The sequence below is a fragment of the Mycobacterium sp. ELW1 genome (assembly GCF_008329905.1).
Lineage (GTDB): Bacteria > Actinomycetota > Actinomycetes > Mycobacteriales > Mycobacteriaceae > Mycobacterium.
In genome coordinates this window covers 630,740-644,574 of record NZ_CP032155.1, presented here as the reverse complement: position 1 = coordinate 644,574, position 13,835 = coordinate 630,740, and the positions used below count along the sequence as shown (strand labels likewise).

The window sequence follows — 13,835 nt, the reverse complement described above, 5'->3', positions numbered from 1 at the left end:
TCAGGCTCCCGGCAGACGTGCGGCGATATCGTCGATCTCCCAGACCTTGTCGGTCTCGATGGTCTCTTCGTCGTGCCAGCCGCGCAACTGTGAGATGGCACCGCCTTGTACGGCGTACACCTGGCCGGTGGCCGAGCATTTCTCGCTCGCGAGGTACGCCACCAACGGCGAGATGTTGGCCGGCGAAAACAGATCGAGCCCACCGTCTTCCGGTTCCGCCATCAACGCCCCCATGCCGGGCGTCGCCAGCGTCAACCGGGTCCGGGCGATGGGAGCAATCGCATTCACCCGCACGCCGTAGCGCTCCAGCTCCTCGGCCGCGATCAAGGTCAGCGCGGCGATGCCCGCCTTGGCCGCACCATAGTTCGCCTGGCCCGCGTTCGGGATGGTGAGCCCGGAGCCCGATGCCGTGTTGATCACCGCAGCCATCGGCTGCTCACCGGACTTCGACTGAGCCTTCCAGTATTCCGACGCGTGATGCAGCATCGCGAAGTGGCCCTTGAGGTGCACGGTGACCACGGCGTCCCACTGCGACTCATCCATCCCCGCAATGAAGGCGTCGCGCAGAATGCCGGCGTTGTTCACCAGCACGTCGAGGCGGCCGAACTCGTCGATCGCCTGCTGCACGAGGCTCTTGGCGCCCGCCCAGCTGGAGATGTTGTCGCCGTTGGCGACCGCGCGGCCACCCGCGGCGGTGATCTCCGCGACCACCTCGTGCGCCGGCCCGGAATCGGAACCCTCACCGGTGTTCGACCCACCGAGGTCGTTGACCACCACGAGGGCGCCCTCGCGGGCGAACAGCAGCGCATGCTCGCGGCCTATCCCGCGGCCGGCGCCGGTGATGACGGCAACCCGCCCGTCCAGAATTCCCATCTGTCTACTCCTGTGTGTTGTTTCAGTTCTTGTCGGCGATGACGGCGAGACCGTCGGTGATCGCCATCTCGCCGGCAGCGGCCCGGCTGGTCTCGAAGGCGTATGTCGTCACACCGTCGCCGCTGGACTGCTTCCAGATCTGGGTCTCCAAATCGTCACCGGGGAGAACCATCTTGGAGAATCGCACCGCCAGCCTCTTGAGGCGGGTGACGTCCGAATCGGCCACCTCGGTCAGGACGGCCCACGAGGTGAAGGCCATGGTGCACAGGCCGTGCGCGATGATGCCCGGCAGGCCCGCATCGCGGGCCACTTCCTCGTCGAGATGGATCGGCATCGGGTCACCGGAGGCGGGCGAGTACCGGAACGTCTGGTCGAGGTCGACGTGCTGGTTCACCTTCGCGATCGGTGCGTTCGCCCGTAACCCTTCGTCGAACTTGTGTGACGGGGTCAGAATGCCGATCTTCTTGCCTGCGTTGAACCCTCGCACGAAGCAGGTGACGTACTGCTCGTTGACGAGCTCACCGTCCTCGGTGCGGCATTCGACGAGGATGGCTGCGCGGGTGCCGTTGTCGAGGCCCTCGTACCCGATCATCTTGCCCCGTGAGACGAGCTTGTCGCCCGGCCGGATCGGCCGATGGAAGAAGAAGTCCTGCTCGCCATGCACCACTCGCGGCACCAGTTCGACCGGCAGCACGTCCACTGTCGGCATCATCATGGCCTCGAAGACCGGGACGATGGCGAAGACCGGCGGTGCGATATCACCGACCCGATGTGCGGTGATCGGATCGTTGGTGGCCGAAGCATATTCCGCGATGCGTTCCCGAGTCACGTCGAAGTGGTCGTCCTCGGTCCAAGTGTCCAGGCCCGAGTCGTCGAATTGCAGCGTGTCGGTCATGTCAGACGGCTGCCGAGGCCAACTCGTCGAGCTTGGCCAGTGTCTTGTCCAGTTGCTTGGCACCGTCCTTCTCGACGGCCTTGGCCAGCGCACCCTTGACGAGTGCACCTTCGAAGTCACCGGCAACGGTGAAGCGCGATCCGGTTCCTACCGGTTCGATGGTGAACGTGAAATCAGCCTTCACGCCTGCCATTCCGGTGCCACCGAGCGCAAGGCTAGTGGGTGCGTCGACAGACTTCACCGCCCATTCGATCTTGTTGGCCATGTTGAGCATGACGATCTTGGCGGTGAGCCGGGCTCCCGCGGTCAGGGTGGCCGGCGGCTCGTCGAGCCACTTGTCGTGAACGGTGAACCACTGACCCCACGTGTTCGGGTCGGAGATGATGTCCCACAGCGCTTCCGGGCTGGCAGCCAGCTCACGTGTCGCTTCGATGTGTCCCATGAAGATGTTTCCTTTCGTCTGAGGGTCAGCGCTCAGCGCGCTGGTAGGCGGTCACGACAGCCGCGCCGCCAAGGCCGATGTTGTGTTGCAGGGCGGCAGTCACATCCGACACCTGCCGTTTGTCCGCGGTGCCGCGCAGCTGCCAGGTCAGCTCCGCGCATTGCGCCAATCCGGTGGCTCCCAGGGGGTGGCCTTTGGAGATCAGGCCACCAGACGGGTTGACCACCCACCGGCCGCCATAGGTGGTGTCACCGGAGTCGACGAGCTTGTGGGCTTCACCTTCACCACACAGGCCGAGGGCTTCGTAGAGCAGCAGCTCGTTGGCGCTGAAACAGTCGTGCAGTTCGATGACCTGGAAGTCATCGGGGCCCAGACCCGCTTGCTCGTAAACCCGCCGCGCTGCTTCGACATTCATGTGATGGCCGATCAGCGCCTTGCAGGTTCCGTCAAACGTGTTGGTGAAATCGGTGGTCATTGCCTGGCCGACGATCTCTACGGCCTGCCCGGCCAGGCCGTGCCGGTCGACGAACGCCTCCGAGGCCAAGATCGCCGCACCTGACCCGTCCGAGGTCGGAGAGCACTGCAGCTTGGTCAGCGGGTCGTAGATCATCGGTGCCGCGAGGATGTCCTCGAGGCTGTACTCCTCTTGGAACTGCGCGTACGGGTTGTTGACCGAATGCCGATGATTCTTGTAGCCGATCTTGGCGAAATGCTCTGCGGTGGAACCGTATTCCTTCATGTGTTCCCGGCCGGCAGCCCCAAACATCCACGGCGCGGGCGGAAAGAGGACCTCAGAGATCTCAGCCAGCGCCAGAAAATGGTTCTCCATCGGCTGTGCCCGGTCGTTGAACGTCGAACCCAACGAGCCCGGTTGCATCTTCTCGAAGCCCAGGGCCAGCGCGCACTCGGCCAGCCCACCCCGAATGGATTGCGCGGCGAGGTAAAGCGCCGTCGATCCGGTCGAGCAGTTGTTGTTGACGTTGACCACCGGAATACCGGTCATACCCAGCTCGTAGAGTGCGCGCTGTCCGGACGTCGATTCCCCGTAGACGTAGCCGACAAAAGCCTGATCGATCTCGTCGTAATCGATTCCGGCGTCCCCGATCGCCTTACTGCCGGCTTCCTGGGCCATTTCGGGGTAGTCCCATCCCTCCCGCCGGCCAGGCTTCTCGAACTTCGTCATCCCCACGCCGATCACGAACACTCTGTTCGCCATAACTTCTCCTCTCCGGCATCGCTGGCATCGGTGCGACGCGATTCCAGAAACATACCGACCGGAACGTATCTTTGCAAGGGTCGGTTTCGACGCGCGTCGAGCTCAATCCCCGAGCAGCGCACGCGAGAGCTCGGGCCGCAGGTACAGGGCGGCCCGCTCCCAACGATGGCGTGCGCGAAGCTGATTGCGGTCAGCCAGGCTGGCGACCAGAATTCCGCGCAGAGCGTCCATGGCGGTGAAGATTGCGTTGCGCAGGTCCTTCTTCGGCACCCGGCCCGGCAGGAACTGGGCGATCGCGTCGACGATGGTGCCATTGACGCGCGGCTCGACCCGCGCGATATGCGCGGCCAAGACGTCGTCGGTCCAAGATGCAGCCCAAAGTTCCATCGTCGCAACAAATACCGCACCCTGATGGGTTTCCCACAGCAGCTCCAACACGCTGCCGGCCATGTCGGGGCTGTCGCGCAGACGGCCGTGTTCACGGACGACTGCCTGGATCCGCTGTTCGGCGAGATGCTCGACTGCCGTCACCACGAGCTGCTCTTTTGATTTGAAATGATGTCCTTGGGCGCCGCGCGTAACACCGGCGATGGCCGCGATCCGGTGTGTGGTTGTGCCGGCATAGCCATATGCCACAAGACATTCCACGGTCGCCGCGAGAAGACGCGATCGCATTGCCGCGGTTCGCTCCAACTGCGTCCTGGGCGCGTCAGGCATGCCGGCTCCGGCCACCACGTCCTCCGATCGCTGCTGTGCGCAGGGATACTACATGCGTACCGGAGTGTATGTAAGTGCCAGGATTAACGTGGCAGCGGTGGGCTCACCGAGACTGGGCTAATCAGAGTCTTTGGCGGCCAACGCCTCTGAGAGCATGGCGGCCAGATACACGCATGCGCGGTCCCACCGCCGACGGGCTTGGGTCTGGTCTCGATCCACGAAACCGACGACCAGAATTCCCCGCAGCGCATCCATCGCGGTGTACAACACGTTCCGGACATGCTTGCGTGCCGCATGATCGGGCAACAGTTGAGCGATGGCCGTGATGAGGGTGCTGTTGACCATCGGCTCGACACGTGCCACCTCCTTCGCCAAGACGTCGTCGGTCCTGGCGGCCACCCATAGCTCGATGGTGGCGACAAACATGTCACCCTGATGCGAATTCCAGAGGAACTCCAGAACCCCGACAACCGGGTCGGGCCCCTTCCAGATGCCGGCGTCCTGGCGCATGGCCTTCTGAATCCGCTGCTGCGCAAGGTACTCGACAGCGGCGACGACAAGATCCTCTTTCGAGCGGAAATGGTGCACCTGCGCTCCGCGGGTCACACCGGCGATCTCGGCGATTCGCGGCGTGGTCGTGCCGGAATATCCGTAGGTCACCAGACACTCGATCGTCGCGTCGAGCAGCCGAGTCCGCATTGCTGCGGTGCGCTCAGCTTGAGTCCGGCGCTCACCCACGCTCACCACAACCATTGCCGCCTTACGACATCCCGATCCTCATGAGAATCGTCGTTTGTCGGACATCGTAGCGATCGAGTCGCGTGTTGGTGCTCACGCCGTGCCGTAACGGTCGTTCGGCATCGTCAGACGACCGGTGTCCCCATCACCAGATGGTTGCCGTTCATCGACGACTCGATGGAGCCCTGAATCGTCTGCTGGTTGGTGATCACCACGCCGTCTGCCCGCAGCCACCCGATCTCGTTACCGTCCGCGTCGGTCACCGTGATGTCGGCGTTGTAGGTGATCGACGTGAGCGTGGCGTTGGCAACGGTCGATTCGGTCCCGTTGAGAATGTATCCAGAGCTGTCCTCGAAGTTGGTGTAGGTGACCGTTGTCGTTGTCAGCTTTCCGCTCTTGACTGTCGAGACCTGCGCATCACCGCCGACGACTCCCGCGCGGCCCGGCTCCAGTGGCGGCAGCTTCGGTACATAGGACGACAGCGGAGCGGCCCAGCTCGAGAGGTCGGGCGTCGAGGTGTCGACGGGCGTCGTGCCGCCGCCGTAGTCGTTCAGATAGGTGACCACTAGACGACTCTGCGTCGGATCAGTAGTGGACGCCTCCCAGAAGGTGACCGCGTCGCCATCAGGACTCCAGCTCGCGACCGGGCGGGACACGTAACCGCCCGTCGGATCGCCCAGGAACACCCCGTTCAGTCCGGCCAGCTCATCTGTCGGAGAGACCACCCAGGCCTGATTCGTCGTGCCCTGATTCGCCAGGAAGGTCGGAAATATCACGTATGCCGGGATGAACGTCGGCCGCACGATCTGAGTCATCGGCGTCAACAAGTTCAGCGTGCGTGCACTCCCGACAACCAGCCATTGTCCGTTCGGCGAGAGGTTGGCGCTCTCGTCATAGTCCGGGTTGGCGGTCAATCGACTGACCGACCCATCGGTGAGATCGACGACAACATTGTCGGCATTGCCCTGGTTGTAGCGGCCGTAGAAGTCAGTGACGATGACGCCCTTACCGTCGGGCGTGAAACTCTTGATCTCCCCGCCGTCGTAGACGACCCGGGAGTCGACGATGTCGTAGCCGTTCGGGCCTTCCTGCAAGGTGCCGACCATCGTCACCAGGACCGTCTGGGTGCCGGAAGCCAAAAGCTGCGTGTACGCGATGTGGGTGTTGTCCGGAGAGATCCGCATCTCCCGTGTCTGCACGACGCTCACCCCGGCGGCGTACTGCGTCGGGACGTTGATCAGTGACAAGGTCGATCCGGCACCACACTCGGCACCGGCGCAATGGAGGACGAAGTGATCGGCCGACGAACCTCCGGTCGACGACTGCGTACCTCCGCTGAGCAGGTAGTCCGTTCCGTTCTCCATCGCGAACGGTTTGGACAGGTTGCCGGTCACCTCCGGCGAGAGGCCGCAGGTAAGGCATTGCAGACCGGAACCGTCGACATTCACCCGGTAGATCTCCGAGCGGGTGCCGCCTTGCGGAGTTGCGCTGAACACCAACGACTTTCCGTCAGGAGTGAAGTCGGGCATGCGCGGCGTCTGCAGATCGCTGGGCAGTGAAACGACGTAGCGGGCCGGCGCGACCGGAACAGTGACCGTCTGAGAGGTGGACCCGAACCGGTCGGTTGCGGTCACCACGAACGTATCGGTCAGCGGCGTAGCGCCGTCGGCGGCCAGCCGCGCCTCTTGCGTTGGGGTGTATGTGTACTCCCCGGAGTTGCTCACGGTCACCGTCCCGCGCGTCGGCGCCGTGGTGACGGTGTAGGACAGTGGCAGGTCGCCCGGCGCCCGAAAACCGAGATCGCCGGTGACCGCACCGGTGGGAGCGTCGGGCATGCCGACGGTCGGACCATCCGCGTACGGCGCGGGATGGCGGGCGATCTCGACGACATTGGTGATTGCGGTCGTCATCGTCCGCACCGCCACAACGGTGGCCTGCACCGTCGCCCGCACCACGCTGCTGACGAAGCGCACAGTCGTTGCCACCGCGGCCTCGATGTGCCTGACGAGTGAGTGCATGGCCTGCTGGATCGGGCCGGCGACCACCGCGTCGAAGGCCGTTCCGGGCACCGGCGCCGAGGCAGCCAGATTCATCGAACCGGGGTGCCCCGGTGCGGGCTGTCGCGGCGGCAGCGCGATGCTCTCGACGTCACGAGCGGCATAGGCCAACATGTCGGCCAAACCCGCCGGGGATCCCGCCGGCGAGGGCACGGTCGGAACCGTCGAGAGGGCGGCGCGAGAAGCTGTTGCCCGTCGATCGAGTGCCGCCGACGCTCGTCGCAGGATCGCAGGTGCGCCGACGGATTTGGGCGCGACAACACCCGACCGCGTCGTCGGATCCTTCGCGCCAGCCGGTGCGGCGGACGACGTGCGCTTGCCCGCAGCGGTGGCGTGCCCAGGCCCGTGGTCAGCTGCCGATGCTCCGGCTGGTGCAGCGGAACCCGTCGTGTCCGCGTGGGCAACGCCACCCCCGTAGGCCAGCGCGGCACCCATGCCCAGCGTGATCGCGCTCAGCCCCAGCCAGCCGTACGGTTCCAATCGGCCGCCCCGATTAGCGCGCTGGTTGCCGGCCACTGACCTACCCATGGTTCCTCCGAACACCTATTTACAAACCGTCCTGCATGTTTGTTTTGACTGTAACGTAGATCACGAAAATGGGTCAAGGCGCCACCAGGTCAGAGCCACTGACAACGGGGGCGACCGGGCCGCCGTGACGCCCCCTTTACGACAAGACGCGAGGCTTCGAGTGCGCCGTTGCACTCGCCGGAGAGCGAGCCGGCACAGAAGAGCGATGCCCCGGGGACGACCCGAGACCGGATCTCGGCGCTTTCCGCCCCGGTCGTTCGCCGGCATAGGCGGTGTTGATGATCTTTCGCAACGGCTTGTCCAACGCATCCACGGCCGCGTCGGGCACGCCGAGGGCTCGCAGCGGCCTCGTCAGGGGAAGCTCGTCGGTAGGTACCAGGATGTGGGTGGTCGTACCCCCCCAGAGAATTCGTGCTCGAGGTGACCACATTGCGTGGATCGTTCAGATCCACGCCCCCCTTGTTGGGGTGCAGATAGATCACCCCGGCAAGCGCGTTCAGGTCCGCCAACAGATTGAGCGGGTTATCCGGGAAATCCGCGTAGCCGTCGTACTCATGCACGATTTCTGTTGTGTCGTAGGGTGTTTCGACTGGAGCCCGGGGAATGGTGGCGTCCAGTACCGGAATGTGCACGTGTGGCAGCTTCGCCAGCAGCCCCCCGTCGCTGTTGGTGGGGTCCCCGATCGTGACGAACGAGATGTCCGCCGGCGGGTCGGATTGAGCCATCAGAGCGCGTTTCTCATAGTTGACCACCACCGCCCCCTGGCTCAGTCCCACGACGGTGACCGGTCCGTCCACGTCGACCAGTGCGCTGTCGAGATTCGCGACCCCGACCGCGACCGACTCATCGAGCGTCAGCTTCCCTCGAATCGGCCACAACTGCGCCGGGTACTGCACGCCCATCGGATCCGGATCGCTGACGATGCCCTGCTCGTACAAAGCGTGCATCATCGACTCGGACGGCACGCTCTTGCCGGTGCCGCCGACGACCAGCACCTCGCCGGCCGTGAAAGCAGTCGACGGATCAGCAAGCGCGGGCCCGGGCGTCATGGCGCACGCAGCCACCGTCACCCCGGCGAGAACACCGCACACCGCGCTGCGCGCGTCCCCTGCACGACACCCCTTCATCGGACCCCCTGACGCCGCGACCGAGCCGAGTGACCTTACAAACATTCACGCACGTATGTGATACGAACCATAGCACCGTGAACACTTGACCCACGTGAGTCGATGATGGTTGCGACATATGCGTCTCTGCGCATATATTCCTGGCATGGGAGCCGGACACGACCACAGCCACGGCAGTGACACGCGGGTGAGCCGGATGCTGATCGCCGCGGGCATCCTGACCGTGTTCTTCATCATCGAGCTGACCACCGCGTTGATGATCAATTCGATCGCGCTGCTGGCCGACGCCGGACACATGCTGACCGACCTGGTCGCCATGTTCATGGGGTTGACCGCCGTACTGCTGGCCCGCCACGGACCGGCCTCGGCAGCCCGCACCTACGGCTGGCACCGGGCCGAGGTGTTCACCGCCGTGGCCAACGCCGTGCTGCTACTCGGTGTCGCGACGTTCATCCTCTACGAGGCGATCGACCGGCTGGGCAACGCGCCGGAGATCCCCGGCGTCCCGATGATCGTGGTGGCCATCGCCGGCCTGGTCGCCAACCTGGCCGTGGTCCTGCTGCTGCGCTCCCAATCCCAGGAGAGCCTGGCCGTCAAGGGCGCCTACATGGAGGTGGTGGCCGACACCGTCGGCAGCGTCGGTGTGCTGATCGCCGGCATCGTGAACGTGACGACACACTGGCCGTACGCCGACGTGGTGGTTGCGGTGTTCGTCGCGATCTGGGTGCTGCCCAGGGCGATCGGGTTGGCCCGGGCCGCGCTGCGCATCCTGTCCGAATCGTCGCCCGCCCACATCGACGTCGACGAGTTGCGCGCGGCGCTCGCCGCCGTCGACGGCGTCACCGAGGTGCACGATCTGCACGTGTGGACCCTGGTGCCCGGCAAGGACATGGTGACCGCGCACCTGACCAGCACCGGGGACTCCGACCGGGTGCTCGACGACGCCAGGGCCGTGCTGTCCGCCCGCGGGCTAGAGCACGCGACGGTGCAGGTGGAGCCACCCGGATGCGCCGACGACTGCCCCGGCCAGACCGACTGGTGACCTAGTTGAACGCCCCGCCGCGCTGGCCCATCGGCCTGCGCGCGGCGATCAGCACCGCCATTCCCGTCACCGCGGGCTGGGCCGCGGGGGCCATGGGCTCCGGCCTGATCGCCACCCTCGGTGCGTTCACGTCCCGATTCGGCGGCGACCGGCCCTACGCCAACCGCGGTATCGAGCTGGCGACAGTGGCGGTGTCGCTGGCCGCGGCCGTTGCCCTGGGCGGGTGGTCGGCGCAGGTGCCGTGGCTCGGGGTGCTGATGGTGTCGCTGGTCGCCGTTGCGGCGGTGTGGCTGTGCAACGCATTGGCCGTCGGACCGCCCGGCGCGTACATCTTCGTCGTCGCCTGCGCCGCCGGGATCGGCGCCTCCGCCGCCCATTTGGCGCCCTGGACCCTGGGGCTGCTGGTGCTCGCCGGGGGCGCGGTGGCCTGGCTGGTTCAGATGGCCGGGGCGCTGTTCCACTTTCGCAAGCCCGAGCGCGCCGCGGTGGCGGCCGCCGCCGAGGCGGTCGCCGGCTACATCGAGGCCGCGAACTCGCCGCAGGAACGCGCCGCCCGCCACCGCGCGGCCGCCGCGCTGCACCGCTCGTGGAGCGTGCTGGTGAATTATCAACCGCTGCAAGCCCGCCCGAGCAGCGTCCTGCACCGGCTGCGCGCCGCCAACCACGCGGTGCATGTGTTGTTCACGACGGCGGTCACCGCCGCTGCGCAGGGCACCGCACCGGCTCCCGAGACCGCCGCGCTGGCCCGCAGGCTCGGCACGCTGCAGTCGCCACCGGAGGACGTGGCCACCCGCGACGCCGGCCGGATACCGCTGGGCAGTCCGCCGGTGCTCACCGTGCTGCGCCGCGCGATCAGCCCGGGATCACCGGTCCGCCACATCATGCAGCGCGTCGCGGTCGGCGCACTACTGTCCGGTGCGGCGGCGATGGCCCTCGGTGTCGATCACGCGTACTGGGCGATGGCGGCCGCGGTGCTGGTGCTGCATCAAGGCACCGACCGCAGCCGCACGCTGCGCCGCGGCGCCGAGCGGCTGCTGGGCACCTGGGTGGGCATCGGGCTGGCCGGGTTGATCCTGTCGCTGCACCCGCATGACCTGGGGCTGGTGCTGCTGCTGGCGCTGCTGAACTTCGTCATCGAGGTTCTGGTGGTCCGAAACTATGCTCTGGCAACGGTTTTCATCACCACCGCAGCTCTGACCATCTCGTCGGGCACGCACGCGGTCGACGTCGGGCATCTCCTGCTGGCCCGCGGCATCGACACGCTGATCGGCTGCGCGATCGGGGTGGCCGTCTACCTGGTCGCGGTCCGCTGGCAGGAGTCCACCCGGTTGACCGACGCGATCGGGCGCACCCTGGACGCGGCCGCACAGGTACTCCCCTACGTCGCCGCCGGTGACACGGTCGGGCTGGCGGCGCGGGCGGCCCGCCGGGATCTGCAGATCGCCGCGATCGCGCTGATGGAATCCGACGAGGCCGCGATGGCCGGGTCGATACGGCAGCGAGAAGCCGCCGAGCACTTGTTGCCTGCGGTGACCGCGACCGAGCAGCTGGCCTACCGCACCATCGCGGCCTGCTGGACCATCGAGCACCGCGCTGACGGCGTCGAGTTCGGCCGCTCGCTGTTCGGCGGCCGATCAGCCCAGCCGCACGTCGAGGCGCTCACGGCGCTCGCGGCCGCGGTGCGCACCGGTGCGCCGGCACCCGAGCGCGGCGACCCCCTGCCGTTACTGGCCGACGAGGTCACCGAACTGCACCGGTCGCTGGCGCAGGACCGCTAAGCCAGGCCGAGTTCGACGCGCGCCGCCGGATCGCAGTCGTCGAGCAGGTCCAGGCACCGGGCGAACTCGTCGGTCTCTCCGATGGCGTCGGCGGCCCGGGCCAGCGCGGCCACACAGCGCAGGAAGCCGCGGTTGGGTTCGTGGCGGTAGGGAACGGGACCGAAACCCTTCCAGCCGTTGCGGCGCAACTGGTCCAGCCCACGGTGGTAGCCCGTCCGGGCGTAGGCGTAGGCGGTGATCGCCTTGTCATCGGCCAGCGCCTCCTCGGCCAGGGTCGCCCACGCAACCGACGCGGTCGGGTGCGCCGCGGCGACGATGGCCGCGTTCTCCCCGGCCAGCAGTTCCGCTTCGGCCTCGATATCCCCGGGCAGCAGCACGGGCTCCGGGCCCAGAAGGTCACCAAACGATGTCATTGCCCTATTGTGCCGGTGCCACCGCCCGCCGATGGCCGGACCCAACGGTTAGGGTCAGAAGCACCAGAACTTCAGGAGGACGGCAGCACCCCATGTCGAACCCATCCGGGCCCGACCACGACGAGGTCACCGGCCCCGTCGCGCCCGCCGGTGACGAGCAGGCTCCTCAGGAGACCGACCCGGCCACCGAGGTGTTCGGGGCCACCGAGCCACCGGCCGAACGTCGTTTCACCGCACCAGGATTCGATGCGGGTTCGACGCAGATCATCCATCGCGAACCCGATCCGGAAACCGAGATCTTCTCCACGCCGACCGAAGTCTTCCCGGCGTCGGGGCCGCCTCGGACCGGGCCGCAGGCCATCCCGCCGCGCCCGGCGGCGACCCGCAGGCGCAGCTGGGCTCTGGTGCTCGCGGTGATCGCGGTGATCGCGGCGCTGGCCGCGATCGCCATCCTGGTGACCGTCCTGCTGACCCGCCGCGACTCGGCGAAGGCGTCGCAGGAGGACATGGTCCGCACGACCATCCAGAACTTCGACACCGCCGTGCAGAACGGCGACCTGGCCGCCCTGCGCGGCATCACCTGCGGCCAGACCAGGGACAGCTACGTCAAGTACGACGACGCGGCCTGGTCGGACACCCATGCGCGGGTGGCCGCTGCCCGGCAGTACCCCGTGGTGGCCAGCATCGACGAAATCGTCGTCAACGGCGACCACGCCGAGGCCAACGTCACGTCGTTCATGGCGTTCGACCCGTCGACGCGATCGACCCGCAGTTTCGACCTGCAGTTCCGCGACAACCAGTGGAAGATCTGCCAGGCGTCCTGAGCCCGACGACCGTCGAGATCGACACCAGGGTCGCGAATCGGGCTGATCCACAACCCTGACGTCGATCTCGTGGGCGGGTCCGCCGGCTAGCCGGCCGACACCGAGCGGCCGGCGCTGTGCAGGTCGTTGCACGCCTCGACAACGCGCTCCGCCATCGAAGCCTCGGCCTTCTTGAGGTAGCTGCGCGGGTCGTAGACCTTCTTGTTGCCCACCTCGCCGTCGACCTTGAGCACGCCGTCGTAGTTGGTGAACATGTGCGCGGCCAGCGGGCGGGTGAAGGCGTACTGGGTGTCGGTGTCGACGTTCATCTTGACCACGCCGTACTTCAGCGAGTCCTCGATCTCGGACTTCAGCGAGCCCGATCCGCCGTGGAAGACGAAGTCGAACGGCTTGGACCCCTCGGGCAGACCGAGCTTGGCCGACGCCACCCGCTGTCCCTCGGCCAGCACCTCGGGCTTGAGCACCACGTTGCCCGGCTTGTAGACACCGTGCACATTGCCGAACGTCGCGGCCAGCAGGTATTTGCCGTGCTCACCGGCACCGAGCGCCTCGATGGTCTTCTCGAAGTCCTCCGGCGACGTGTACAGCTTCTCGTTGATCTCGGCCTCGACGCCGTCCTCTTCACCGCCGACCACGCCGATCTCGATCTCCAGGATGATCTTGGCGGCGGCCGCCTGCTTGAGCAGCTCCTGGGCGATCGACAGGTTCTCGTCGATCGGGACGGCCGAGCCGTCCCACATGTGCGACTGGAACAGCGGGTTCTGGCCCTTGCTCACGCGTTCCGCGGAGATCGCGAGCAGCGGACGGACCAGGCCGTCGAGCTTGTCCTTGGGGCAGTGGTCGGTGTGCAACGCCACCGTGATCGGGTACTTCGCGGCGACGACGTGGGCGAACTCGGCGAGGGCCACCGCGCCGGTGACCATGTCCTTGACACCGAGTCCAGATCCGAATTCGGCTCCGCCGGTGGAGAATTGGATGATGCCGTCGCTGCCGGCATCGGCGAAGCCCTTGATGGCCGCGTTGATGCTCTCCGAACCCACGCAGTTGATTGCCGGGAACGCGAACGAGTGCTCCTTGGCGCGGCCCAGCATCTCCGCATAGACCTCGGGCGTGGCGATGGGCATGGCACTTCCTTCCGACTGTCCGGCTGACGAGGTCAGTATGACAAGAAGCCGATCGACTGGC

General features: G+C 66.5%; 13 protein-coding genes. 3 read left to right on the top strand and 10 right to left on the bottom strand.

All coding sequences use genetic code 11. The features are described from left to right. From D3H54_RS02845 to D3H54_RS32305, 8 genes are all read right to left on the bottom strand, one after another. A complete protein-coding gene (locus D3H54_RS02845) occupies nucleotides 1-873 on the bottom strand; it encodes an SDR family oxidoreductase (RefSeq protein ID WP_168214758.1) in 873 nt (290 codons plus the stop codon). Between the two features lie 22 nt (nucleotides 874-895). Next, nucleotides 896-1,768, bottom strand: coding sequence for a MaoC/PaaZ C-terminal domain-containing protein (locus D3H54_RS02840; RefSeq protein ID WP_149377772.1), 873 nt, complete (start codon nucleotides 1,766-1,768; stop codon nucleotides 896-898). Nucleotide 1,769: 1 nt separating this feature from the next. Beyond that, nucleotides 1,770-2,210, bottom strand: a complete 441-nt coding sequence (locus D3H54_RS02835; RefSeq protein ID WP_149377771.1) for a type II toxin-antitoxin system Rv0910 family toxin — start codon at nucleotides 2,208-2,210, stop codon at nucleotides 1,770-1,772. A gap of 25 nt (nucleotides 2,211-2,235) precedes the next feature. After that, a complete protein-coding gene (locus D3H54_RS02830) occupies nucleotides 2,236-3,426 on the bottom strand; it encodes a lipid-transfer protein (RefSeq protein ID WP_149377770.1) in 1,191 nt (396 codons plus the stop codon). 102 nt (nucleotides 3,427-3,528) lie between these two features. After that, entirely contained in the window at nucleotides 3,529-4,143 is a 615-nt protein-coding gene (locus D3H54_RS02825; RefSeq protein WP_149377769.1) for a TetR/AcrR family transcriptional regulator, read from the bottom strand. 117 nt (nucleotides 4,144-4,260) lie between these two features. Beyond that, on the bottom strand, nucleotides 4,261-4,896 hold the full coding sequence (locus D3H54_RS02820) for a TetR/AcrR family transcriptional regulator (RefSeq protein WP_149377768.1): 636 nt from the start codon (nucleotides 4,894-4,896) through the stop codon (nucleotides 4,261-4,263). A gap of 110 nt (nucleotides 4,897-5,006) precedes the next feature. Further along, nucleotides 5,007-7,466, bottom strand: a complete 2,460-nt coding sequence (locus D3H54_RS02815) for an Ig-like domain-containing protein (RefSeq protein WP_149377767.1) — start codon at nucleotides 7,464-7,466, stop codon at nucleotides 5,007-5,009. An 89-nt stretch (nucleotides 7,467-7,555) separates the two neighbouring features. Beyond that, complete coding sequence (locus tag D3H54_RS32305; RefSeq protein WP_168214757.1) at nucleotides 7,556-8,536, bottom strand: PE-PPE domain-containing protein; 981 nt, start codon at nucleotides 8,534-8,536, stop codon at nucleotides 7,556-7,558. 202 nt (nucleotides 8,537-8,738) lie between these two features. Between D3H54_RS32305 and D3H54_RS02805 the strand changes: the two genes are divergently transcribed. Beyond that, nucleotides 8,739-9,635: a cation diffusion facilitator family transporter gene (locus tag D3H54_RS02805; RefSeq protein ID WP_149377765.1), complete on the top strand. Its 897-nt coding sequence runs from the start codon at nucleotides 8,739-8,741 to the stop codon at nucleotides 9,633-9,635. Between the two features lie 5 nt (nucleotides 9,636-9,640). Beyond that, nucleotides 9,641-11,413: an FUSC family protein gene (locus D3H54_RS02800; RefSeq protein ID WP_149377764.1), complete on the top strand. Its 1,773-nt coding sequence runs from the start codon at nucleotides 9,641-9,643 to the stop codon at nucleotides 11,411-11,413. On the opposite strand, the gene D3H54_RS02795 is transcribed toward D3H54_RS02800, so the two are convergent. Continuing rightward, nucleotides 11,410-11,826, bottom strand: coding sequence for a DUF3151 domain-containing protein (locus tag D3H54_RS02795; protein ID WP_149377763.1), 417 nt, complete (start codon nucleotides 11,824-11,826; stop codon nucleotides 11,410-11,412). The genes D3H54_RS02800 and D3H54_RS02795 overlap by 4 nt on opposite strands. Nucleotides 11,827-11,918: 92 nt before the next feature. On the opposite strand from D3H54_RS02795, the gene D3H54_RS02790 reads away from it, so the two are divergent. Beyond that, nucleotides 11,919-12,650, top strand: a complete 732-nt coding sequence (locus D3H54_RS02790; protein ID WP_149377762.1) for an Rv0361 family membrane protein — start codon at nucleotides 11,919-11,921, stop codon at nucleotides 12,648-12,650. A gap of 86 nt (nucleotides 12,651-12,736) precedes the next feature. Here the strand turns inward: D3H54_RS02790 and fbaA are convergent, their stop codons facing one another. Beyond that, the gene (gene fbaA, locus D3H54_RS02785; protein WP_083118008.1) at nucleotides 12,737-13,774 is read right to left on the bottom strand and encodes a class II fructose-bisphosphate aldolase; all 1,038 of its coding nucleotides are present in this window, start codon (nucleotides 13,772-13,774) and stop codon (nucleotides 12,737-12,739) included. Nucleotides 13,775-13,835: the final 61 nt, after the last annotated feature.

Coding starts and splice junctions, on each gene's coding strand:
- D3H54_RS02845 (WP_168214758.1), bottom strand. CDS start 873: ATGGGAATTCTGGACGGGCGGGTTGCCGTCATCACCGGCGCCGGCCGC.
- D3H54_RS02840 (WP_149377772.1), bottom strand. CDS start 1,768: ATGACCGACACGCTGCAATTCGACGACTCGGGCCTGGACACTTGGACC.
- D3H54_RS02835 (WP_149377771.1), bottom strand. CDS start 2,210: ATGGGACACATCGAAGCGACACGTGAGCTGGCTGCCAGCCCGGAAGCG.
- D3H54_RS02830 (WP_149377770.1), bottom strand. CDS start 3,426: ATGGCGAACAGAGTGTTCGTGATCGGCGTGGGGATGACGAAGTTCGAG.
- D3H54_RS02825 (WP_149377769.1), bottom strand. CDS start 4,143: ATGCCTGACGCGCCCAGGACGCAGTTGGAGCGAACCGCGGCAATGCGA.
- D3H54_RS02820 (WP_149377768.1), bottom strand. CDS start 4,896: ATGGTTGTGGTGAGCGTGGGTGAGCGCCGGACTCAAGCTGAGCGCACC.
- D3H54_RS02815 (WP_149377767.1), bottom strand. CDS start 7,466: ATGGGTAGGTCAGTGGCCGGCAACCAGCGCGCTAATCGGGGCGGCCGA.
- D3H54_RS02805 (WP_149377765.1), top strand. CDS start 8,739: ATGGGAGCCGGACACGACCACAGCCACGGCAGTGACACGCGGGTGAGC.
- D3H54_RS02795 (WP_149377763.1), bottom strand. CDS start 11,826: ATGACATCGTTTGGTGACCTTCTGGGCCCGGAGCCCGTGCTGCTGCCC.
- D3H54_RS02790 (WP_149377762.1), top strand. CDS start 11,919: ATGTCGAACCCATCCGGGCCCGACCACGACGAGGTCACCGGCCCCGTC.
- fbaA (WP_083118008.1), bottom strand. CDS start 13,774: ATGCCCATCGCCACGCCCGAGGTCTATGCGGAGATGCTGGGCCGCGCC.